Genomic DNA, 22204 nt, shown 5'->3' on the forward strand with positions numbered 1-22204 from the left:
GTCCCGGAGGTTGGCCGGAACAGGAAGGACAAAAGGGGTCCGATGGAAAAAGTGCCGATGCTGGCCGAGGGCTACGAAAAGCTCACGGCAGACTTGAAAGCCCTGCGTGCCGAGCGCCCGAAGATCGTCGATGCGATCGAGGAAGCGCGGGCGCATGGCGACCTGTCGGAGAATGCCGAATACCACGCCGCCAAGGAACGCCAGGGGCAGGTGGAGGCGATGATCGGCGAGCTCGAGGACAAGATCAGCCGTGCGCAGATCATCGATCCGACCACGCTCAGCGGTGATAAGGTGATCTTCGGTGCGACCGTCACGCTGCTCGACGAAGACGACAAGCCGGTGAAGTACCAGATCGTGGGCCAGACCGAAGCGGATGCCGCCAAGGGCCGCATAAGCTACAGCTCGCCCATCGGTCGTGCACTGATCGGCAAGCAGCTCGAGGAAGAGGTCGAGGTGACCGTACCCTCGGGCGACAAGTTCTACCTCATCGACAAGATCGAATTCATCTAAGCGCCTTTTCCATCGCCCAATTGTGGATCGGGACATCCCGGCCATCATGGGCGATGGTGAATTCGCGTTTATCGGTCACGACATAACCTGCCCGCTCGAATGCGGGGCGGGCGAGGTCGCTCGCCTCCGTGTAGAGCCTCTCGATTCCATGCGCCCGCGCGTAGATTTCGGCCCTTGCCAGCAACTGCGTGGCCAGACCCAGGCGCGTATGATCCGGATGGTTGTAGAGATGATCGAGATGGCCGTTCGCCTCGATCAGCGCATAGGCTACCGGTCGATCGTCCCGATCGGCGGCCACGAAGATTACATCGCCCGCGGCAACACGTTCCCGGTACCGTTCCGCACCGGGATGGCGCGCCATCCATGCCGCGACTTGCTCGGTCGAATAGGCGTGCGGGCCGATCTCCGCGATCGCGGCGGCATTTACCTCGGCCAGCGCCTCGGCGTCGTCGTCCCGATATGGCCTGATCGAATAGGCCATGGGGCTATTCAGGCGCCGGGGTCGAGCAGCTTATGCAGGTGGACGATAACGTATTTCATCTCGGCATCGTCGACCGTGCGCTGGGCATTCGAGCGCCAGGCGTCGACAGCTGCATCGTAGCTGCTGAATACGCCGGCCACGTGAATGCTTTCGGGATCGGCGAAGGTAACGCTGCGCGGGTCGGCAACCCGGCCACCCATCACCAGATAGAGCGTCTGCTTGCTCTCGGTTTCTTCCATCGGGATATCTTTCTCTTGGGGGAGGGAGGATTGGCTGCGCCACATAGCGAAAGCGGCGCAACAGGCAAGCCTGTCGCGCCGCTATGGCATTCGGTCGGATGCGTTCGCTCAATGCGTGATACGGGTTCGCAGAGCGCGATAGGCACGGCTGCCTTTGCGAGTGGCCTTACGGCCCGAGCTGCGTAGCGCATCACCCGCGACATCGAGTTTGTAGGCGGCGTCGCGGCGCAGACCGCGCGCGGTGGTCGAGGCGCTGTCGCCGATATCTTCGATCCGGTCTCCAGCATATTGCGCACCGTCCAGGACGCCGTCGATCATGCGTGCACCATAGGCCATTGCGGCGTCGGTCGCGAGGCCGGCCAACACGCCGCCACGGCGCCCGAGGCGCCGCCCACGGCGCGTCATCGCGCCGATTGCAAGCCCGGCGAGCAATACGCCGCCCACGACAGCGAACGGATGCGCCTTGGTGAATTCGAGGGCGCTGTCGGCAGCATCCTTGGCCTGATCGGCAAGGCTGCGTTCTTCGTTGCGCTGTTCGCCCGCTTCGATCCGCGCGCGCAGTTGCTCGCGCTTTTCCTCATCGCTCAACTTGCTGTCGGCACTGATCGGGGTGACATTGTTTTCGGCTGTATCGACCATCGGTTTCCTCCGGGATTCGTGTTCGCAAGACCAACGGTTTTCGTCGACTTAACGTTCCGACTCACCTTCGAGTTCATCGCAATCGTCGTCAGCTTCCGCATTCAGTCCGAACAATTCCATGATCGGGTTGCGGGCGAACCAGACTACGATTGCCGCAATGAGCGCCGCCAGCGCGCCTTTGTTGTCCTCGGCGACGTCAACCGCCTCTTCATAGAGATCGGTGGCACCCTCCTTCATTCGGTCGAGCGCACGTTCGGCCAATCCCTTGTGCGCGAAATCGGATTTGAGATGTTCGATATCGGCTTCGACCAAGGCGCGCGCGGAATCGCGCAGATATTTGTCTTCCAGCATGCGGGTGCGCCGATAGCTCATTCCGTCTCATCCTCCTCGAAGGCGTCGCGGATATCGTCGATACGCCCTTTCAGCAGGCGCAACAGGATCGCTCCGGCGACAATGAGGGCGAGGGTGACGATGGCAGTTGCGCCCCATGGACCGATCAAGGGCGCCAGCGCGATAACCAGACCGACGGTCGCTGCAATCAGGGCGAGGTGTAAGACGCCAAAGGCGCCGAGCCCGAAAGCTACGGCGCCTTTCACGCGATTGGCGATGAAGCCCGCTCTGCTCTTCTGGTAACGCAACTCCGCCTCGGCATAGGTCTTGCCGTCTTCGAGCAGCGCGAGGACGTCATCGGTCAGCGAAAATTGCTGGTCGTCATCCTCCTCCGTCTCGGGGGGCTCATGTTCGTCAGGCAGATCGAGCGGACCGGAATGGTCGTCGGCCCGCTCGTTTTCGTCTTCCCGCATTCATACCCCCGTCGACAGTCGCTCAGCGTGAGCCGCGGAATAGACGTGAAAGCATGAAGCCGACAACCGCCGCGATGCCGAGCGCCTTGCCAGGGCTCTTGCGCACGAGTTGGCGACCGTCTTCGACGAGGTCGTCGACGCTTTTTTCGTCCAGCCTGGTGGCATAGCCATCGAGCGACTTGGAGGCACTGCGGGCATAATCGCCATATTTCGCGCCGAGCTTTTCATCGACCTGATGAGCGTTTTCGTTCACCAGCTTGCTCAGCGAACGAAGGCCTTCACCGGCCTTGACCTTGCCTTCGGTCGCCAGTTCGCGGCCCTTGACCTTGGCTTCGTCGCCATAGGCCTTGGCATCGGCAACCCAGTCGTCGCTCTTGCCCTTGGCCTGGTCGCGATAGGCGACCGCGCGGTCCTTCCCTTCGGCCTTCAGCGCGGCGGCACCGGCCTTGGCTTCTTCCAGGGCCGCATTGAAGCGCGACTTGGCTTCGGTACGATGATCCGGGGTTTGCGGAGTTTTTGCGGTATTGGTCACGGGGGCGGTCTCCTTCGCTTCGCCTTTTTTCGCCACGGTCTTGCGCGGCGTCTTGGCGGCTGTCGATTTCTTGGCTGCGGGTTTCTTGGCGGCTGCGCTCTTGCGCTTGCCCGAGGCGCCGCCTGCGGTGGTTTCTGCCATGGTACTCGTCCTTGCCCTCAATTCGTATTCGTTCGCCTGACTGGCCATCGATGTTGCAACGCAACTTGCGCCGCAATGTTCCGACGCATAGAGCGCTGCCGACTCCCCACCTGGGGGTGTTTTAGCATATTACAACACCTTTGTCCCGGAGCGCCAGCAACCATGACCGCGATCATCGACATCCACGCCCGCGAAATTCTTGATTCCCGGGGCAATCCCACTGTCGAGGTCGACGTGCTGCTCGACGATGGCAGCTTCGGTCGCGCGGCAGTGCCGAGCGGCGCCTCGACTGGCGCGCATGAAGCGGTCGAGCTTCGCGATGGCGACAAGGCACGCTATCTCGGCAAGGGCGTCAGCAAGGCAGTCGACGCGGTGAATGCCGAAATCCGTGACCTGCTGATCGGCGCCTTCGATGCGGAAGACCAGCGCGATATCGATCTCTCGATGATTGCTCTGGATGGCACCCCCAACAAGGGCCGCATCGGCGCCAACGCCATTCTCGGCACCAGCATGGCGGTGGCCAAGGCGGCCGCCAACGCGCGGGGCCTGCCGCTCTACAGTTACATCGGCGGCGTTTCGGCTCATGTCCTCCCGGTGCCGATGATGAACATCATCAACGGCGGCGAACATGCCGACAACCCGATCGACATCCAGGAGTTCATGGTCATGCCGATCGGCGCGGACAGCCTCGCCGAAGCCGTTCGCTGGGGTGCGGAGGTGTTCCATACGCTCAAGAAGAAGCTGCATGAAAAAGGCCTGTCCACGGCCGTGGGGGACGAGGGCGGTTTTGCCCCCGACCTCGCCAGCACGCGCGATGCGCTCGACTTCATCATGGCCTCGATTGAACAGGCGGGCTTCACGCCGGGCGAGGACATCGCTCTCGCGCTCGATTGCGCCTCGACTGAATTCTTCGCGGACGGCAAATACGAAATCTCGGGCGAGAAGCTATCGCTCGACGGTCACGAGATGGCCGAATACCTCGACAAGCTGTGCCGCGACTATCCGATCCGCTCGATCGAGGACGGCATGGCCGAGGACGATTTCGACGGGTGGAAGGCGCTGACCGACCGCATCGGCAATACCGTCCAGCTGGTCGGCGACGACCTGTTCGTCACCAATCCGCAGCGACTGCGCGAAGGCATCGACCAGGGTCTCGCCAATTCGCTGCTGGTGAAGGTCAACCAGATCGGCACGCTGTCCGAGACGCTCGATGCCGTGAGCATCGCCAACCGCGCGGGCTACACCACGGTCATGTCGCACCGTTCGGGCGAGACCGAGGATGCGACGATCGCCGATCTGGCAGTCGCGACCAATTGCGGACAGATCAAGACCGGCAGCCTCGCGCGATCGGATCGGCTCGCCAAGTACAACCAGCTGATCCGCATCGAGGAAGAGCTGGGCGACAGCGCGCATTTTGCCGGGCGTGAATGCTTCGGACGGATTGGCGCCTAACGCGCGAATCCCCACGAAGGTGGGGGCGTCGTTCCCGATCGCGCCGATAGCCTGAGCTTTCCGCCGCCGCGGAGGTTCAAGTCCTGTTTTTCGGGTGGAACCAGTATTGCCATACGCCCCAGGCGTTGATGAGCAGCAGGACGCCGTTCATCGCGGCGAGTGGTATCGCGTTTTCGGTCAGTCCGATATAGATCCACAGGGTCGAGACCACGCAGAACAGGACGAAGCCCCAGGCGGTCGCGCGGCGTCCCATGTCGAAGGCGATCATGGATGCGGCAAGCACCGTTCCGATCGATGCGGCCCATTCGAAGGGACCGTTCATGATGTTTCTTCCTGCATGATTGTCACGACGCTTTGTGCCGGCTAGCGTTCCGCCGATTGCTCTTTGTGGGAGAGGGGCTTGGAACGATTTCCGGTACATCCGGACGAGGTCGATGCAGTGTGGCTGGGCGGTGTGCTTGGCGCGAAAGTGTCTCACGTCCGCTGGGAGCCGATCGGCACCGGTCAGGTGGGCGACAGCGTGCGCTTTCACCTGTCCGGGGAGGATGTGCCGAAGACGATAGCCGGCAAGTTCCCCGCCGCCGATGCGACCAGCCGCGGGACCGCCGCGATGTTCGGGCTCTATCGGAAGGAGGTCGAATTCTATCGCCAGGCTGCGCCGCTCCTTCACGTGCGGGTGCCGCAAGTGCATTTCGCCGAGGTCGACGAAACCGGAGGCGCGTTCGTCCTTCTCTTCGAGGATGTCGGACCGGCGCGGCAGGGCGATCAGATCAGGGGATGCGGGATCGGTGACGCGCGCGCGGCGATCCGCCAGGCCGCCGCCATCCACGCACCGAGCTGGGGGAGGGAGGACCTGCTTGCCGCCCAATGGCTCGCCCCGCCGCCGGATCTGCGCGAGCGGCTCGGCAGCATGTATCCGCAAGCTCAGGCGATCTTTCGCGAACGCTATGCCGATACGCTCGAGCCCGAATACATGGCAATCTGCGACCAACTGGGCGAGGCAAGCGCGCACTGGTTCGAGCGCGATGACCCGCCCCAATGCCTCGTTCACGGCGATTTCAGGCTCGACAACATGCTGTTCGACATTCGCGGCGGTGCCGAGCCCATCGCCATCCTCGACTGGCAGACCGTAGCGGTCGGTAGGCCGATGATCGATGTCGGCTATTTCCTCGGCTGCGGCGTGGGCGAGGGCCTGTGGCGCAATCACGAGCGCGAGTTGCTCGACCTGTGGCGCGCGGAAATGCGGGCGCGCGGTGTCCCGCTGTCGCATGACGAGATCGAGCAGGATTATCGGCTCGGCATTCTGCACGGTGTCTCGACCGCCGTTTTCAGCTCGGCATTCGTCGAGCGGACCGAGCGCGGCGACGCCAATTTTCTCTCCATGGCGCGCGGGGCCTGTTCGCTGGCCCTGGCACGCGATAGTATCCAGGCATTGAAGGAGGCGACCTAGTGGTCCTGAGCCGGGGTGACGATTATCCGATCCACCAGACGCCGGAGCCGGTGGCCTATGCCGGCACCGATCGGAATTTCTACGACCGCTATTTCTTCAACGGCTATGCGCCGGACGGCAGCGGATTCTTTGCCGCGGCGCTCGGCATCTATCCCCATCTCGATGTGATCGATGCGCATTTCACGGTCATACGCGACGGGGTGCAGCACTGCGTCCATGCCAGCGCCGAGCTGGGGATGGAGCGCATGGCAATGGCGGCGGGGCCGATCTCGGTCGAGATCATCGAGGCACTCAATATCCTGCGCATCCGGCTCGAACCATTCGATGGCATGGCGGCCGACATCACCTTTACCGGCCGCGCCTTTCCGATCGAGGAACCGCGCTTTACGCACCGGATCGGTCCACGCGCCTTCATGGATTATACGCGGCTGACGCAGAACGGGCGCTACCGGGGCTGGATCGAACTCGATGGCGACAAGCAGGAGCTGGCCGACGGCACGATGGGTACGCGCGATCGCAGCTGGGGCGTCCGCCCGGTTGGAGCGCGTGACATGCAACCGATGCCCGGCGCGCCCATGCCGGGTTTTTTCTGGCAATGGACGCCGATCAACTTTCCTGCAGGCAGCCTGTTCTTCCACGTCAACAATGATGAACATGGCAATGCGTGGAATACGCGCGCGGCCTGGGCGGGGGAGGGCGCAGCGGCGGAAGATGTCGCCGAAGGCCACGGCAGCATGCGCACGCGGCTCGAGGCGGGTACGCGCTGGCCCTCGGGCGGCACGCTTTCGCTGGCGCTGCGCGGCGCGCCCGAACAGGTGACCTTCGAACCGCTCGGCCGGTTCCAGATGCGCGGTCTCGGCTACACCCATCCCGAATGGGGCCACGGCATGTACCACGGCCCGCTCAAGGTGCAGCGCGAGGACATCGAACTTGTCGACCTCGACCCGCTGGCCCCAGAGAATCTGCACGTCCAGGTCCCGATGCGTGTGACCGGCAGCGATGGCGCCGAAGGCATCGGCGTCTTCGAACAGCTGATTATCGGCCCCTTCGCGCCGCTGGGGCTCGAGGAGTTTCTCGACGGCGCTGCCTAGGCCGCGAACTTGCCCTGCAAATCGAGCAGCGCCATCGCCGCCTGTGCCGCCTCGCCGCCCTTGTCCTTCTGTTCGGGATCGGCACGGACAAGCGCCTGGTCCTCGTTCTCTACCGTGAGGATGCCGTTGCCGATCGCCATGCCGTCCATCGTCAGCGCCATGATCCCGCGCGCGCTTTCGCCGGCGACGATCTCGAAATGATAGGTCTCGCCGCGGATGACCACGCCGATGCCGACATAGCCGTCGTACTGATCGCTCTCGGATGCGAGCGCGATCGCGCCCGGCACTTCGAGCGCCCCGGGAACGGTGAGCACCTCGACCTCATGACCTTTCGCTTCGAGCGCCGCGCGCGCGCCGGCGATCAGCATGTCGTTGAGACGATCGTAGAAACGGGCTTCGACGATGAGAAAACGGGCCATGCAGGTCACTCCGGAATGGGTTTGTGGTCGACGATGTTGAGGCCATAGCCCTCGATCGCCACGACATTGGGTTGCGAATTGCTCAGCAGGATCATGTCCTCGATCCCGAGATCGGCGAGAATCTGCGAGCCGATGCCCACATTGCGCCGCGCATCGTTCTCGCTGTACCCGCTGTTCGAAGCCGGGCGCCCGGTAATGATGACGATGACACCTGCACCATGTTCGCCCACCGCTTGCATGGCGCGCTGGAGCGTGCGCTTGCGCGGCCCGGGTTTGCCGAGGACGTCATCGAAGATCGAAATCGGATGCACGCGGGCGAGGGTGGGTTTGCCTTCGACCACGTGGCCCTTCTGCAGCACATAGCTTTCGCTGCCATCGACCGTATTGCGATAGGTCAGCAGGCGCCAGTCGCCACCATAATCGGATTCGAAGCTGTCCTCGCCGACCCGCTCGACGAGGTGGTCATGGCGCATCCGGTATTCGATCAGGTCGCGGATCGTGCCGATCTTCATGTCGTGCTTGCGTGCGAAGCCGATCAGATCCTCGAGCCGGGCCATGGTCCCGTCCTCGTTCATGATCTCGCAGATGACGCCCGAGGGATTGAGTCCGGCGAGCCGCGAGATATCGACCGCGGCTTCGGTATGACCTGCGCGAACCAGGACGCCGCCATCGCGCGCGGTGAGCGGGAAAACGTGGCCGGGGGTGACGATATCGTCGGGGCCTTTGGTGGAATCGATGGCGACCGAAACCGTGCGCGAGCGGTCGGCCGCGCTGATGCCGGTGGTAACGCCTTCCTTCGCCTCGATCGAGGTCGTGAAGGCAGTCTGCATGCTCTCCCGATTGTCGCGGCTCATGGGCTCGAGGCCGAGAGCTTCGACCCGCTTGCGGTCGAGCGACAGGCAGATCAGTCCGCGACCATGGGTCGCCATGAAGTTGATCGCGCTGGGCGTAGCCATCTGCGCCGGGATGATGAGATCGCCTTCGTTCTCGCGATCCTCGTCGTCGACCAGAATATACATGCGGCCGTTGCGCGCTTCGTCGATGATTTCCTCGGCGCCGACGATGACCGGTGTTTCGTCGTTGGCTTCAAGGAAGGCCTCGAGTTTCGCGAGCGTTTCGGCGGTCGGGTTCCAGCTTTCCTCGCTGCAATCGCGCAGGGTATTGGCATGAAGTCCCGCGGCACGGGCGAGCCCGGCGCGGGTCATAAGCCCTTGCGAAACGAGCGTGCGTACTTTTTCGATCGTGTTCATGTCGCCAGCGCTATCACATTACAATGTGATTTCCAATAGCGATTCACATCGAATGTGACGAGCGCTTCCCGGCGCTAGTTTTGTGCCTAGGAAGACGAAAGGCGGTTGGTCAACGCAATCGGGCTCGAACCTGTTGACCGTCTATATGGCATGCCGCGTAGGCTTTCCCATACCGATGGAAATGGGTCATTTCGCTGGCACCATGAAATCGGCCTGCGCAGCGCTTCCCCGCTTACTTCCTGAAATACCGGAATGAAGCGTGATCCGGCATGACATATGCGGTCGAGCTCGTCGGCAATTGACGCCTGCAAGGCGCTGACTTAGCCTTTTGCGATGTCGAGGCGACCTTTGATGGTTCAGGATAAGCATCACGATCCGGTGCATGATGGCCAGGCCATCGATCCCGATCTTACGCCGTATGAATACTTCAAGATGATGCGGATCAGGCTGGCGGAAATCGAGGACGAGACCTGCGCCCTGTCGACTCGCCCGCTATTGCTGGGCGCCACCAATCTTGTCGGTGAACGCATTCGCGACGCGGCCAGCCTCGGCGATGCCATGCGATTGTCCGCGCAAACCTACAACCTGCTTCATGGCGGGAACTACAATCGCATCGAGCGGCAGGGGAGCCGCATCCTCTACCGGATCGACGATGCCGAGTTTCCCTTCGCCTTCGACGACGGCCCCTCGATGCGCGCAACGGTGATGGAAGGGGTCATGATCTTCGTTCACACATTGCTGTCGCTATGGGCAGGGCGTGAACTGACGCCGCATCTTCGCGCAGTCCATAGTCGCCGGGCGCGCCGCGGCGCGGATGGCATGCTCGGTTACTGGTCGGTACCTGTGCGGTTGGGAGCACCGGCCTATATGCTGGAATATGTCGGCACGGCAGCCGATCTCGCCCCCGCCGCTCGGGGCCAGACGCTCAACTCGATCGATGTCTACGATCGGATCCTGGCCGTTCTCGCCAGGCCGGATGGGCCTGTGACCACGAAGCGCCGCGACCTCGTAACACGCGTCCGCAGCAAGCTCGAAACCGGCATGGATGACCAGAGCCAGGTGGCACGGGCCCTGGGCATGAGCGTTGCCTCATTGCGTCGACGACTGTTCGAAAGCGGGTGCAATTTCCGGCAACTACGGGCCGAAACACTCGATCGCCGGGCCAGGCGATTGCTGGAAGCGGGACGGTCGCCGGAGGCCGTGGCCGACCTCCTCGGCTTCGCCGATGGTCGCAGTTTTTCTCGCGCTTTCAAGCAATGGACCGGAACGACTCCAGCGCGGTTCGCGGCAGACGTCTTGAGCGAAAATGTCCTGCATGATTGCGCGAGCGCGTCCTCGACTCGGTAGCCATACTCGCTGCAGTTTCTCCACGAGATAACGGCCGCCGACATGCGCGGCCGAACGGGGAGGACATGATGAAAAACGCAAGAGGACGCGCGCGTCTGCTGGCCGCTCTGTGCGCCACTTCGGCAATGGCGCATGCGGTGCCGGCCATGGCACAGCAGGAGATGCAATCCGCCGAGCCGCGCGCCGAGGAAGGCCATACTATCGTCGTAACCGCACGGCGTCGTGAGGAGTCGCTCCAGGACGTGCCCATCGCAATTTCGGCGTTCGACGCGGAAAGCCTTGCCAATCTTCAGGCCGACACGCTGTCGGGTATCCAGTACGCCACGCCCAATCTCTATCTGGATCAGGGGGATGCCGGCAATGCCGTCATCTATATCCGCGGGGTCGGCCAGAACGACTCCCTCGCTTTCGCCGACCCGGGCGTCGGCGTCTATGTCGACGACGTGTTCATCGCCCGGTCGCAAGCGGCGTTTCTCGAAGTGTTCGACGTCGAGCGGATCGAGGTGCTGCGCGGGCCGCAGGGCACGCTTTACGGACGCAACACCATCGGCGGCGCGATCAAGTTCGTTTCCACCCGACCGACCGACGATCTGTCCGCCTATATGGAGGCGGGTGTCGGCAATTTCGGAATGGTCACGGCCAGGGGCCGGATCAGCGGTCCGCTCGCGGGTGACGGGCTCAAAGGCAAGCTGGCAGCGGCCTATACCAAGCGCGACGGTTATGCCGAAAACAGCGTAACGGGACGCGATGACGGCGATGTCGAAACCCTCGCCGGGCGTGTCAGCCTGTTGTTCGAGCCCACCGACAGAATCGAGTTCCTGCTCAGCGGCGATGTCCGGATCGACCGGCCGGATACCTCGCGCAGCCCGGTTCGCGAGACGTCCATCACGGGCTTCGACGGAACCGGTAATGTGACATTCCCGGCATCGAACGACCCCTATCGCGTAGACGTCAATGCCAACGGTCTGAGCGATCAGACCGGCTATGGGGTTGCGTTGACCAGCCGGTTCGAGGCTAGCGACAAGGTAACTCTGGAGTCGATCACCGCCCTTCGGTGGTTCGACTTCGACCTGAATCTCGATACCGACGGTTCGCCCCTGCCCATTCTGGATATCTTGCTGCTTCAGGAACAGGAGCAGTTCAGCCAGGAGCTGCGTGTTACCTATGAGGACCCGGGCGGGCTGAGCCTGACCGCGGGCCTTTACTACTTCCATGATGACGACACGACATTTTCGGGCGTCGACAATGGGGCTGCAACCTTGTTCGGCTTTCCGGTTACCGCTTTCGGTTTCCCGACCTCCAGCCTTGCCGAGACCCGCCAGGTAACCGACAGCTACGCTATCTTCGCCGATCTCACTTACGCGTTGACGCCGCGGCTCAATCTGTCGGCGGGCGCCCGTTATACCTGGGAAGATCGCAGTTCGGCCCGGCTCTTCGAGAATTTCTTCGATCCGAGTGTCTCGGTGATCGAGAATACGCCCGATTTCCTGACCGGGGTGGGCGTGCCCGGAACGCCGATCTCCGGTGAGGCGAGCTTCGAGGCGTTCACGCCGCGCGCTTCGATCAGCTATGAGGTGAGCCCCGATGCGATGGTATACCTGTCCGCCTCGCGCGGGTTCAAGAGCGGTGGGTTCGATGGGCGTGCCAATACCGATTTCGGGTTCCGTCCCTTCCGCCCCGAATATGTCTGGAGCTACGAGGGCGGCGCGAAGACCAGCTGGCTCGACGGGCGCCTCGTCCTCAACGCGGCCTTCTTCTACAATGACTACACCGATGTGCAGGTCACATCCTTCGGGTCCGATCCCGTAACCGGCGTATTCGTCAGCCTGTTCACGAACGCTGCCTCCTCGCGCGCCTATGGCGCGGAATTCGAGCTAACCGCGCGCCCGACCGATGAACTGACCTTGACCGGATCGCTCGGCCTGCTGGATGCCGAATATCGCGAATTCGATATTCTGGTCGGCGGCGCGGTCACCGATGTGAGCGATCGACGTCCGGTGAATGCACCCGATTCTAACGCGAGCCTTGGCGCCACCTGGCGGCGGCCGATCTCCGATAACCTGGCGCTGACTATCCACGTGGACGGATCCTACCGGTCCGAGGTTGCTACGGAGATCACCGATTCCCCGGTGCTGCGTCAGCCCGGCTATGAACGCATCAACGGATTCGTGGCGCTTGGCGACCGCGACGAGCGCTGGGAACTTCGCGCCGGTGTGGAAAATCTCACCGACAACGCCGTGCGTGTGCAGGGGTTCAACCTGGCGGATTTCCCGGGCGTGCAGCTCGGCTTTTACGGCGCGCCGGCCACATACGATCTGCGCTTTATCCTGCGATTCTGATGTCGCAAAACAGTCCTGACGAACAGGGATCGCTCGATCGGCAATCCTGGGCGCTGCTGCGTGGCTACGACGCCATGCGCAGCGAATGGACCGATCGCATTGCCGCCGAGGGGATGGCGGCATCGCGCGCGTTCGCCGATACCGTTTTCGATCGGTTTCGCGGGCCTGACCGTGACGTCGCGCCGGGAGACGTTATCGATCTCGCAGTGCCGGGCGGCGACGGTGAGCGGGCTGCCCGGCTGTACCGGCCGGCGGTTCCCGCCGATGCAGCCACGCCCCTGGCGCTGTTCCTGCATGGCGGTGGCTGGTCGTTGGGCGGGATATCCGCATACGACGGATTGGTGGGGTCGCTTGCTGCGCTCAGTGGGGTCGCGATCCTAAGCCTCGATTACCGGCTCGCCCCCGAACATCCTTTTCCCGCCGGGCTGCGCGATGCCCGAAGCGCGCTCGACTGGCTCTATCGGGAAGGCGGATCGATGGGCGGAGATCCGGCCCGCTTGGCCGTGATCGGCGACAGCGCGGGAGGCAATCTTGCCGCGGTGCTCGCGCGCGAAGCTGCTCTCGGTAACGGCCCGCAGCTGACCTGCCAGGTGCTGATCTATCCGATGACCGATATCGCCAGCCCTCATACCCATTTTCCGTCTCGCGCCCGATTTGGCGGCGGCGACTTCTTTCTCGTGGCCGAAGCGATCGAATTTGCGCGTGAGAACTACCTCGCCGGCAATGTCGCCGAGCCACACGATCCCCGCATCTCGCCGCTATTGGCGCCGGTTCCCGACGATCTGGTCCCCGCGATGATCGTGACGGCGGGCTTCGATCCCTTGCGGGACGAAGCGATCGCCTATCACGAAAAGCTACGGTCGGCCGGCATCGACAGTGTCCACCACTGCGCCCGCGACACGATCCATGCCTTCCTGTCGTTCGGGGTCCTCGACATCGCGCAGGCCACCCGCCGCATGATCGCCGACTATCTGCATCGAATGATGGAGCCACCGACACAGTAGGACATCTTAAAGGGAGAGCGACGATGAAACGGATATGGACATTACTGCTGAGCCTATGTGCGCTCGCATGGGGGCTTCCCGCCACCGCTGGATCGACCACCCTGGAAGCCACCTTCTCCAACGGGATCGACAATGGATGGGTACGGGTCGAACGGTGGCGCGATAATCTCACGGCCTTCACCCAGGAAAGTTTCCCGAGCGACGGTCGGGGCGATCAATCCGGACAGCGTGCGACCTTCTTCGGAACCGCCCGGCCGCACAGTTCGCGCTTTCTGCTCTATTACGCGCCCAACTGGAATGTGGGAACGAAGGTGCCGGTCCTGCTCGTACATGGCGCCAATCAGGATGCCGATATCGCCTGGGCCGATCCCAACGAAGCGGGCAGCTACGGATGTGGCCGTTCAAGCTGCCCCTCCACCGGCCTGATGCAGGACTTGTCGAGCAGTGGCTACCGCGTCTTCGCGCTCGGCCTGCCGCACAAGAATGGCGATGGCTATTTCTGGTCCGAACAGATTGCCGATGCGATCGCCATTATCAAATCCCGAACGGGTGCCGGCCAGGTCGACGTCGTCGCATGGTCCAAAGCCGCGTCGAATGCGCGGATGTATGTCTCCAGCGTCCGCAAATCCTGGGGCACGGCCTATCGCGGCGACGTCCGCCGCCTGATCCTGCTCGGGTCGGCGAACAACGGCATCGATCTGTCTTTCCGCCACGGATGGACATTCAGCCTGACGGTGTATCCGGCCTGCGGTGGGGTCATCAACGGGCCGACACCGCATGACAAGCTGGTCTGCTACGGCCTGTGGCGCTCGGGCCCGGAATGGACTTACAGCTCGGCCTATTTTCCGGGATCGGCCCAGTTGCTGAAGGACTGGAGCGGAACCTATGGCCTGCCCACCTACGAACAGGATTGGTATACGACCTTTCATGGCGGCCAGGGCTTTTACAGCTCGGGGCCGGGCTTGTCGGCCTATCTGTCGCGCTCGCTGGTCGACGTGATCCGCCAGGCGCCATCGCCCAGCAATGTGCGTATCCACAACATCTGCGGCAACCAGCCCGACATCGCACTGCTCCACAACGAGCATACCGGACCGTCGGACGGCGTGGTCTTCATCGCGAGCTGCCGCGACACCGTGGGCATGACGACGCATGGCGGCAGCGTCACGGTCGCGGTCAACCATCTCGAACTGGGATGGGTCAGCACTTCGACCAACTATGTTCTGCAATATTTGTCGGCACCCTGATGCGACGTGGACATATTGGCAGGGGGTTAGATGACCCGGAGAGCGCGTTGGTTTGCCGCTAACGGCTTGAACTACGTAGGGCGGATAGCTTGTGCAGCAAGTGAGCCTGCACACCTATTCCGGACCCAGGATGCGCATTCTTCGTGCCCGCCGGCACTTCAATGGCCGAGGTATCTGGATTTCCGATACCTGGGCGTACTGCGGTGGGCGTATGATCCGGCTCTGTGACCCCACTGGGACCCACGCGGAGAAACGAGCCGCGCAATCATCCGTAAGTGCTTGAAAAAATGGTGGACGCACTAGGGCTCGAACCTAGGACCCGCTGATTAAGAGAACGAAATCAGGCTCCCTGCCTTGGCACGCATCACCACGCGATGCGGCAGAAAACGATTGTCTTTCATGCACATAGTGGCAATAACGAGGCGTGGCCGGGAATGGCCACGCTGATCCGTGGACCGTCTCGACCGTCTTAGAAACCGTCTTGATGGAGCCACACATGACCGAGCGGATCGAACTTACCGATAGCCTTGTATCCAGCCTGCCGCCGCCCAGCGCTGGGCCATATGTCCAGCGCGACACGCTGCCCGGCTTCTACGTCGTCGTCGGCAAGCGCGCCAAGACCTTCACCGTCCAGTGCGACGTCCGCGACGAGCTGGGCCGTCGGCGGACGAAGAAGCTCGCACTCGGTCGGCATGGCGAGCTGACCGTGAAGCAGGCGCGGGCGAGGGCGAAGGCCGAGCTGGGCGCGCTACAAGTCGCTGGGCGCTTCGAGGAGCGCCGCAAGCAGTGGACCGTCCGCGAGGCATGGGAGCATATGCGAGACTATGAGCTACCCGCGAAGGGGTCGCGCCCCCGCACCGTCGAGGGATACCAGAAGACGATCGACCGGCTGATGGGCGACTGGCGGGACGTGACGCTGCGCAAGTTCGCTGACAATCCTAGGCTGGTGGTGGAGCGGCACCGCGCCGTCACGCGCGACAACGGCCCCTACGCCGCCAATCACTTCGGGCGCGCGTTTCGGCGGCTCTATAACTATGCGCAGGCGAAGCTCGACCCGACCCTGCCGCTGATCGCATGGGGTAAGGTCATCAGCTTCAACCGCGAGCAGCGGTCGAAGGATGGGATGGGCGAGGAGGAGCTGCGCGACTGGTTCGTTCAGCTCGGCAACCTTAGCAATGAGGTTCGGCGCGAGTTTCACCTGTTCACACTGCTGTCCGGCTCCCGCCCTGACGCTTTGAGCAAGGCACGCTGGTCGGACCTGAACGTTCGGCGGCGTGCCTTGCGCATAACTGAGCCTAAGGGCGGGCCGGATCGTGCCTTCGACATTCCACTATCTCGCCCGATGCTTGCCTGCCTTATCCGAGCGCGGAAGGCTGGGAGAAAGCTGTGCCCGCGTCAGTCGGCGACCTTCATCTTCCCGGCGAACAAGAGCCGCAGCGGCCACCTGAGCGAGTGGAAGGAGGACAGGACGGAGCTTGCGAAGTGGGGCAAGCAGCTTCGCCAGACCTATACCATCGCGGCAGAGTGGGTCGATGTATCCGAGCGCACGTTGAAGCGGCTCCTGAACCACAAGACGCAGGACGTCACGATGGGCTACGGCGACCGTGACCGTATGTGGCCCCGCCTTGTCGCTGAGCAGGAGCGGATATCGGCGCACATTATGGCGCAGGTCCCGGTAAAGGACGAGCGCTTCGAGCTGCGCGCCGAGCGCGACGGTAATGCAACCGTCGTCCGTGCCCACGTGACTCGCTCTGAGGCGGCTGCCATCGTCGAGGATGCAGAGAACGATATTTCGTGGCCCGAGGGGCACGATGCTGTGCTGTGCGACAGTGCTGGCACTGCGTGTTGGTTCCTCGCTGACGGCTGGGAGGCAATAGCGGCATAGTTGCCGACACAAAAGGCAACATAAAAGGAAAGTATTCTCCGGTCCACTTAATCAGTTTTAACGTATGACCTCGTGAAACCTCTTGCCGCGCGAGGCGTGGCGACCTAAATTCATTCTCAGTTGCAGGCCACTCCGTGCCGCACTCGATGCCCGAATAGAGCTACCTGCGGGGGTTCGGTTCGCATCGGCAGAAAGGGAGAACAGCGGCAAATCCCTTGCCGCCCCATAGCCAAATCTTGGCGTCTGCCGAAGCGAACGAGGGTGAAGTGCAACAGATTGACGAAAGCTGGAATAAGATCGCGGGTCACGTCGCAGAGATCGTGACGGAGCGCCTTCGCGCTGATCCGCCCATCCTATCGCCATGGTTCGCGCCCGACGACGCGGCTACCTATCTCGGCCTCTCTGTGCGCGGGCTGGAAGACATGCGCGCAAAGGGCACCGGCCCCCGCTTCCACAAGGTTGGCGCGCGCGTCGTCCGCTACCACCGTGACGATCTCGACGCGTGGCTTCGATCCGATGGAGAGGAGCATGGCTAAGAGAGATGTGCCCGCCCCGTATGAGGGGGCGGGCGAGCCGGGCCGGACCAAGACCACGAAGCTGAACCCTGAATACCGGCCTTGGGCACGACCCGAAATCAGCAACTTGCCGTTCGCGGTAGACCATGCCGCCCGACAGGCCGCCGCCTTTGCCGAGGTTGTGTTCGAGGGCGAGCTTGAGGCCGCCGGATTGGACTGGGCCAGCCGCGTGCAACACCGCTGCGACGCGCCGCCAGCCGCGCTCACCCAGCACTTGCCGCCCGGTATCATCCCGGTGGTTCGCCGGGAGGCGGAGAGGATGCTGCGCTTATGGCCGATGTAAAGCCGCCCCGCATCGACGCCTCTGCCGCCGCCGACTTCGTTGCGCGCCACTTCGCGCCGCCATCGGTTATGTCGTTTCGCGATGGCCGCTGCCTCCACCCCGCATTGCCCACAACAGAGGCGGCCCGCGACTTCCTCGCGGCGAACGCGCATGGCGACCTCTACTTTGCCTTGGCTGAGCTGCGCGACGCGGTAACCGGCAAGCCAAAGAAGGGTGACTGCCTTGGAGCGCGCTGGGCGTGGGTAGACATCGACCCGCCGGGCGATGTCACCGCAGCGGATGAGCTGGAGGAGTGGCGCACGGAGACGCTGCGCCGGATTGACCAGCTCGATGCGCCATCGCCCCACATCATCATCTCGTCGGGGCGCGGCCTCTGGACGCTGTGGCGGCTGAACCGTCGCGCGCCGCCCGACGAGGTCGAGGCCATCAACTACGCGCTGGCCGACATGCTCGGCGGCGATCATTGTCACAACATCGACCGGGTCGCGCGCGTGCCGTTTACGCGCAACAGCAAGACCGGCGCGCTGGCGACGGTCCTTCGCGACGATCCGGGCACTGTCGCGCCGGAGAACTTGCCGCACAGCGTGCCGCCGGGCGGTGGAGGTGCTGCGTCTGACGCGCCTATACCGTCGCCCGCTGCACCGCTCGCGACAGTGGATGATCTGGACGATTGGGGCGTCCCCGACCGGGTGAAGGTTGTCGTTGTCCAGGGCCGCGATCCTGACCATCCGAAGGAACACGACGACAGCCGCTCGGCATGGCTCTTCGACGTCGCCTGCCAGCTCGTTCGCTGCGAGGTGCCGGACGAGACCATAATGGCGGTGCTCACCGACCCTGACTTTGGCATCTCCGCGAGTGTTCTCGACAAGGGGCGCGGGGCGCTGCGCTACGCTGCCCGGCAGATTGCGCGCGCTCGCCAGGAGGTGGCGCGAGACAACACGGAGTTCATCGTAACCGAGAAGGGTGTCCGGCTCGCCAATCAGCAGAACATTCGCGTCGCCCTCGCTCGCCTCGGCGTCCGACTGAGTTATGACCAGTTTCAGGACCGCACCCTCGTCGAGGGGCTGGAGGGCTTCGGCCCCGCGCTCGATGATGGAGCGGTGCGGCGGCTACGGCTTCTGACCGAGGAGCGCTTTGGCTTCCTCCCAAGCAAGGAATTCTACGGTGACGTCGTGGTCGATGCCGCGCGTCGCGCGGCCTTCCACCCGGTTCGGGACTATCTCGACGGGCTGGTGTGGGACGGCACGCCGCGCATCGACCGATGGCTCATCGACTACGGCGGCGCGGACGACAGCACCTATGTGCGCGCGGTTGGGCGATTGATGCTGGTTGCCGCCGTGCGGCGCATCCGAAAGCCGGGCTGCAAGTTCGACGAGATGGTGGTTTTCGAGAGCGAGCAGGGCACGAACAAGTCGTCGGCGCTGGCTGTGATGGCGGTGCGCGACGACTGGTTCACCGACGACCTGCCGCTGAACGCCGACAGCAAGATTGTGATAGAGCGTGTCACCGGGCGCTGGATAGTCGAGGCCGCTGAGTTGAAAGGATTGCGGCGGGGCGACGTCGAGCACTTGAAGGCGCTCCTATCGCGGCAGAACGACCGGGCCAGAGCGGCCTACGCTCGGTTCGCGGAGGAGGTGCCACGCCAGTGTATAATCGTCGGCTCGACTAACAGCGAGCGCTACCTGCGAGATGCGACCGGCAACCGGCGGTTCTGGCCGGTGAGGATAGCGGCCTTCGACCTCGACGCGCTGCGCCGGGATCGCGATCAGCTGTGGGCCGAGGCGGCGGCAATAGAGGAGGGTGGGGAGGCGATCCGCCTCGATCCCGAGCTGTGGCCGATGGCCGCCGCCGCGCAGGAGGATCGGCGGGTTGAAGACCCCTACGTGGATATCCTCGCGCGGGCGCTGGATGGTCGAACCGGGAAGCTGCGCGCGGCAGATGCCTGGGACATTCTCGATATCCCGTCTGGGCAGCGAACGCAGGAGCACAACGCGCGTCTTGGCGAGGCGATGCGGGAGCTGGGCTGGACGCGGAAGAAGCTGCGGTTCGGCGATGGGCCAGAGCACGCCTACGCGAAGGGCACGTCAGAGGAGCAGGCTCGCCAGCTCTTCGTGCGACGACCTGATGGCGGGCGCGCCGTGGTCACCGATACGGGGCGGGAGCTGGGCTGATGTGCATGACCGCCCACAGGGGGAACGGGGTAGGGGGAACACCTAAGTCTCCGAGCTGCCAGCACTTTCTGGCAAGCGTTCCCCCGTTCCTCCCGTTCCGGCCGGTTTGCTATACTGCCCAGAGGGCTATCGTATCCCCTGCCTCTCTACCTCCTTGCTTCAGAATAAGGGGGAACGGGGGGAACGGTTACTGTAGCCTAGGACTTCCCAGCGATCTCACGTTCCCCCTTGGGCGGAACGGCACCCGGAACGGGGGGAACGTCCATCACTGCGCCGAGGGACTAATAAACCCGCCTGACACACCCTCGTGCGCCCTAAAAAGGGGACCGCGACGCCCCAATTCCCCACCCGCTGACGGACAGTCAGTATCTCTCGCCACGCCGCGCCCCGGAAAGCCGCTGCATCCGCCGCCGCGTCAGCAAGAAAAGACGGTGAAACAGACGGTCATGCACCGCGAAATGAGCTATGGAACATAACATGAACAATACTGCCGAGACATTGCCGACAACGCGCGGACTGGACGGGAAGGTCACGATCCACCAGCCCGGCCTTGAGGTGATCGAGACGATGGCGCGCGGCGGCCATCCAATAGCCTCTATCGCCTCCTCGCTGGGCATGTCGGGCCGTGTCTTCCGTGAGTGCCGCAGGCGGCAGGTGGAGGTGGAGGAGGCGCTGGCCGCCGGGCTGGGCGGACTGGAGCATGAACTGGTGCACAGCCTGCTGGCCGCGTCGCGCAAGGGCAACGTCGCCGCCGCGATGTTCCTGCTCAAGACGCGCCACGGCTACCGCGAGAACGGACAGACCGACGCCGCGCCCAAGGTCGCCGTGCAGATCAACCTGCCCGGCGCGATGGATGAGCGCGCCTACGCGACCATGATCGAGGGGGAGGGTTCCTCTGGCCCCTCCCCCGGTCAGGGCGGGCGGGGACCCCTAGAGGCGGAGAGAGGCACTGATGAACACGCCTAAGCTCACCGAGCCGACGCCTTGGCAGGCCCGCGTTCTGTCCGTGCCGGAGCATCTGAACCTAGCGCTGCTGGGCGGTCGCGGATCAGGCAAGACGACGGCGCTCGCCCTGCTGGCGCTGCGCCACTGCGTTCAGCACGCCGACAACGCCCGCGTTCTCATTCTGCGCGCGACCTATAAGAGCCTCGCCAATCTCTGGGATGATATTGAGGCGCTGTTTCGGGACGCCTTCCCCGGCGGGGTCAACTCCAACCGTGCCGACTTCATCATTCGCTGTCCGAACGGAGCGGTGGTCACGCTCGGCAACCTGTCCAGTGCGAAGGACGTCGCGAAGTGGCAGGGGCAGGAGGCGAACCTGCTGGCGGTCGATGAGATCACCAACTTCACGACGCTGCGGCACATCAACATGCTACAGGCCAACCTGCGCGGCCCGGCGGGCGTCCCGACGCGGATGATCGTGCTCGGCAACCCCGGCGGACCGCTGCACGCGACCATCGCGCGAATGCATGTAACCGGGCGCGCGCCGTGGCGGCCTTACGAGCTGGATGACGGATCGCGATGGGTTTACGCGCCCTCCACCTACCTAGACAATCCGACCATCGACACGGAGCGCTACGCACGGTCCATCATCGCATCGTCCGGTGGCGACCGGGCGCTGGCATCAGCGTGGCTAGAGAACAACTGGGCGGAGCTGGCCGGGGCGTTCTTTGCCGACGTATTCGGCGATCACTGCATCATCCCGGACAGCACCTTCCGGCTCCCATCCGGGTCGATAAGCCAGCATGGCTTTTACAGCTGCGTCTCGCTGGACTGGGGCTGGACCGCGCCGACCGCCGCCGTGCTCGCGCTTCATCCCATGCGGCCCGGCCTGATCGGCCCCGGCGGGCGGGTCTATCCGAAGGGTTCGTGGATCATCGTCGACGAGGTGCACACCGCCCGCTCCGACGATCCCTCGCTCGGCAAGGGCTGGCCGCCGCAGATGGTCGCGGAGGAGGTGCTGGCCGCCTGCGAGCGCTGGGGCGTCCGTCCGCGCGGCGTGGGTGATGACGCGCGGGGGTTGCAAAACGACACGCTGCTTGAGCAGCTAGCGCTGCACGGCTTGTCACTGACCAAGCCGCAGAAGGACCGCATCAGCGGCTGGGTGAAGGTCAAGTCACTCATGGCCGCCGCGCGCGAGGACGACCCGGACACGCCTGGCCTCTGGTTCTCGGAGCGATGCCGGCTGGCGCTTGAGACATTGCCGCTGCTGCCGCGCGACGACGTGCGCATGGAGGACGTGGATACGTCCGCCAACGACCACTTCGCCGACGCCGTCCGATACCTCGTCAACTCACCCCTGCAAGTTGCCCGCTTCAACCGGACCACCGGCCTCTATTGAAAGGAGAA

The 22204-nt window shown here is 63.7% G+C and carries 23 protein-coding genes; 14 read left to right on the forward strand and 9 right to left on the reverse strand.

What is annotated here, in order from left to right; genetic code table 11:
* Positions 1-42 precede the first annotated feature (42 nt).
* The gene (greA, locus tag ASS64_RS01490) at positions 43-510 is read left to right on the forward strand and encodes a transcription elongation factor GreA (RefSeq protein ID WP_067688718.1); all 468 of its coding nucleotides are present in this window, start codon (positions 43-45) and stop codon (positions 508-510) included.
* Here greA and ASS64_RS01495 read toward each other — a convergent pair.
* From ASS64_RS01495 to ASS64_RS01520, 6 genes are all read right to left on the reverse strand, one after another.
* A complete protein-coding gene (locus ASS64_RS01495; protein WP_067688721.1) occupies positions 503-991 on the reverse strand; it encodes a GNAT family N-acetyltransferase in 489 nt (162 codons plus the stop codon). The two genes, greA and ASS64_RS01495, sit on opposite strands and share 8 nt — an antisense overlap.
* A gap of 8 nt (positions 992-999) precedes the next feature.
* Entirely contained in the window at positions 1000-1230 is a 231-nt protein-coding gene (locus tag ASS64_RS01500; protein ID WP_067688724.1) for a DUF4170 domain-containing protein, read from the reverse strand.
* 108 nt (positions 1231-1338) lie between these two features.
* Positions 1339-1869 carry a hypothetical protein gene (locus ASS64_RS01505; RefSeq protein WP_067688727.1) on the reverse strand — a complete coding sequence of 177 codons (531 nt, stop codon included), beginning with the start codon at positions 1867-1869 and terminating at the stop codon, positions 1339-1341.
* 48 nt (positions 1870-1917) lie between these two features.
* Positions 1918-2241, reverse strand: a complete 324-nt coding sequence (locus tag ASS64_RS01510; RefSeq protein ID WP_067688730.1) for a hypothetical protein — start codon at positions 2239-2241, stop codon at positions 1918-1920.
* Positions 2238-2672 (reverse strand): phage holin family protein, encoded by a 435-nt coding sequence (locus ASS64_RS01515; RefSeq protein ID WP_067688734.1) that lies wholly within the window; start codon positions 2670-2672, stop codon positions 2238-2240. Before ASS64_RS01515 ends, ASS64_RS01510 begins: the two co-directional genes overlap by 4 nt.
* 22 nt (positions 2673-2694) lie before the next feature.
* Entirely contained in the window at positions 2695-3345 is a 651-nt protein-coding gene (locus ASS64_RS01520; protein WP_067688737.1) for a hypothetical protein, read from the reverse strand.
* A 162-nt stretch (positions 3346-3507) separates the two neighbouring features.
* Between ASS64_RS01520 and eno the strand changes: the two genes are divergently transcribed.
* Complete coding sequence (gene eno, locus ASS64_RS01525) at positions 3508-4797, forward strand: phosphopyruvate hydratase (protein ID WP_067688740.1); 1290 nt, start codon at positions 3508-3510, stop codon at positions 4795-4797.
* 76 nt (positions 4798-4873) lie between these two features.
* Here eno and ASS64_RS01530 read toward each other — a convergent pair whose 3' ends face one another.
* Positions 4874-5119, reverse strand: coding sequence for a hypothetical protein (locus ASS64_RS01530; RefSeq protein WP_067688743.1), 246 nt, complete (start codon positions 5117-5119; stop codon positions 4874-4876).
* A gap of 78 nt (positions 5120-5197) precedes the next feature.
* Between ASS64_RS01530 and ASS64_RS01535 the strand changes: the two genes are divergently transcribed.
* The gene (locus ASS64_RS01535; protein ID WP_067688746.1) at positions 5198-6247 is read left to right on the forward strand and encodes a phosphotransferase family protein; all 1050 of its coding nucleotides are present in this window, start codon (positions 5198-5200) and stop codon (positions 6245-6247) included.
* Positions 6247-7338 (forward strand): hypothetical protein, encoded by a 1092-nt coding sequence (locus tag ASS64_RS01540; protein ID WP_067688749.1) that lies wholly within the window; start codon positions 6247-6249, stop codon positions 7336-7338. The genes ASS64_RS01535 and ASS64_RS01540 overlap by 1 nt, the downstream gene beginning before the upstream one ends.
* On the opposite strand, the gene ribH is transcribed toward ASS64_RS01540, so the two are convergent.
* Both ribH and ribB read right to left on the reverse strand, forming a co-directional pair.
* Positions 7335-7757: a 6,7-dimethyl-8-ribityllumazine synthase gene (gene ribH / locus ASS64_RS01545; protein WP_067688752.1), complete on the reverse strand. Its 423-nt coding sequence runs from the start codon at positions 7755-7757 to the stop codon at positions 7335-7337. The two genes, ASS64_RS01540 and ribH, sit on opposite strands and share 4 nt — an antisense overlap.
* Positions 7758-7762: 5 nt before the next feature.
* Positions 7763-9007, reverse strand: a complete 1245-nt coding sequence (gene ribB, locus ASS64_RS01550; protein ID WP_067688755.1) for a 3,4-dihydroxy-2-butanone-4-phosphate synthase — start codon at positions 9005-9007, stop codon at positions 7763-7765.
* A 351-nt stretch (positions 9008-9358) separates the two neighbouring features.
* On the opposite strand from ribB, the gene ASS64_RS01555 reads away from it, so the two are divergent.
* The 10 genes from ASS64_RS01555 (at position 9359) to ASS64_RS01605 (ending at position 22196) form a co-directional block, all read left to right on the forward strand.
* Positions 9359-10354 (forward strand): helix-turn-helix transcriptional regulator, encoded by a 996-nt coding sequence (locus ASS64_RS01555; RefSeq protein WP_067688758.1) that lies wholly within the window; start codon positions 9359-9361, stop codon positions 10352-10354.
* A 68-nt stretch (positions 10355-10422) separates the two neighbouring features.
* Complete coding sequence (locus ASS64_RS01560) at positions 10423-12693, forward strand: TonB-dependent receptor (RefSeq protein ID WP_198147612.1); 2271 nt, start codon at positions 10423-10425, stop codon at positions 12691-12693.
* Entirely contained in the window at positions 12693-13697 is a 1005-nt protein-coding gene (locus tag ASS64_RS01565) for an alpha/beta hydrolase (protein WP_083508108.1), read from the forward strand. Before ASS64_RS01560 ends, ASS64_RS01565 begins: the two co-directional genes overlap by 1 nt.
* A 23-nt stretch (positions 13698-13720) precedes the next feature.
* Positions 13721-14941: a triacylglycerol lipase gene (locus ASS64_RS01570; RefSeq protein ID WP_067688766.1), complete on the forward strand. Its 1221-nt coding sequence runs from the start codon at positions 13721-13723 to the stop codon at positions 14939-14941.
* Positions 14942-15437: 496 nt separating this feature from the next.
* Complete coding sequence (locus ASS64_RS01580) at positions 15438-16826, forward strand: integrase arm-type DNA-binding domain-containing protein (protein ID WP_198147613.1); 1389 nt, start codon at positions 15438-15440, stop codon at positions 16824-16826.
* 236 nt (positions 16827-17062) lie between these two features.
* A complete protein-coding gene (locus ASS64_RS17095) occupies positions 17063-17362 on the forward strand; it encodes a helix-turn-helix transcriptional regulator (RefSeq protein ID WP_369815332.1) in 300 nt (99 codons plus the stop codon).
* On the forward strand, positions 17355-17684 hold the full coding sequence (locus tag ASS64_RS01590) for a hypothetical protein (RefSeq protein WP_067688772.1): 330 nt from the start codon (positions 17355-17357) through the stop codon (positions 17682-17684). The genes ASS64_RS17095 and ASS64_RS01590 overlap by 8 nt, the downstream gene beginning before the upstream one ends.
* A complete protein-coding gene (locus ASS64_RS01595; RefSeq protein WP_067688776.1) occupies positions 17672-19855 on the forward strand; it encodes a virulence-associated E family protein in 2184 nt (727 codons plus the stop codon). Before ASS64_RS01590 ends, ASS64_RS01595 begins: the two co-directional genes overlap by 13 nt.
* Before the next feature lie 477 nt (positions 19856-20332).
* A complete protein-coding gene (locus ASS64_RS01600) occupies positions 20333-20821 on the forward strand; it encodes a hypothetical protein (protein ID WP_234002283.1) in 489 nt (162 codons plus the stop codon).
* A complete protein-coding gene (locus tag ASS64_RS01605) occupies positions 20808-22196 on the forward strand; it encodes a phage terminase large subunit (RefSeq protein WP_067688780.1) in 1389 nt (462 codons plus the stop codon). Before ASS64_RS01600 ends, ASS64_RS01605 begins: the two co-directional genes overlap by 14 nt.
* Positions 22197-22204: the final 8 nt, after the last annotated feature.

It is taken from the genome of Erythrobacter sp. AP23 (assembly GCF_001542855.1).
Classification (GTDB): domain Bacteria; phylum Pseudomonadota; class Alphaproteobacteria; order Sphingomonadales; family Sphingomonadaceae; genus Qipengyuania.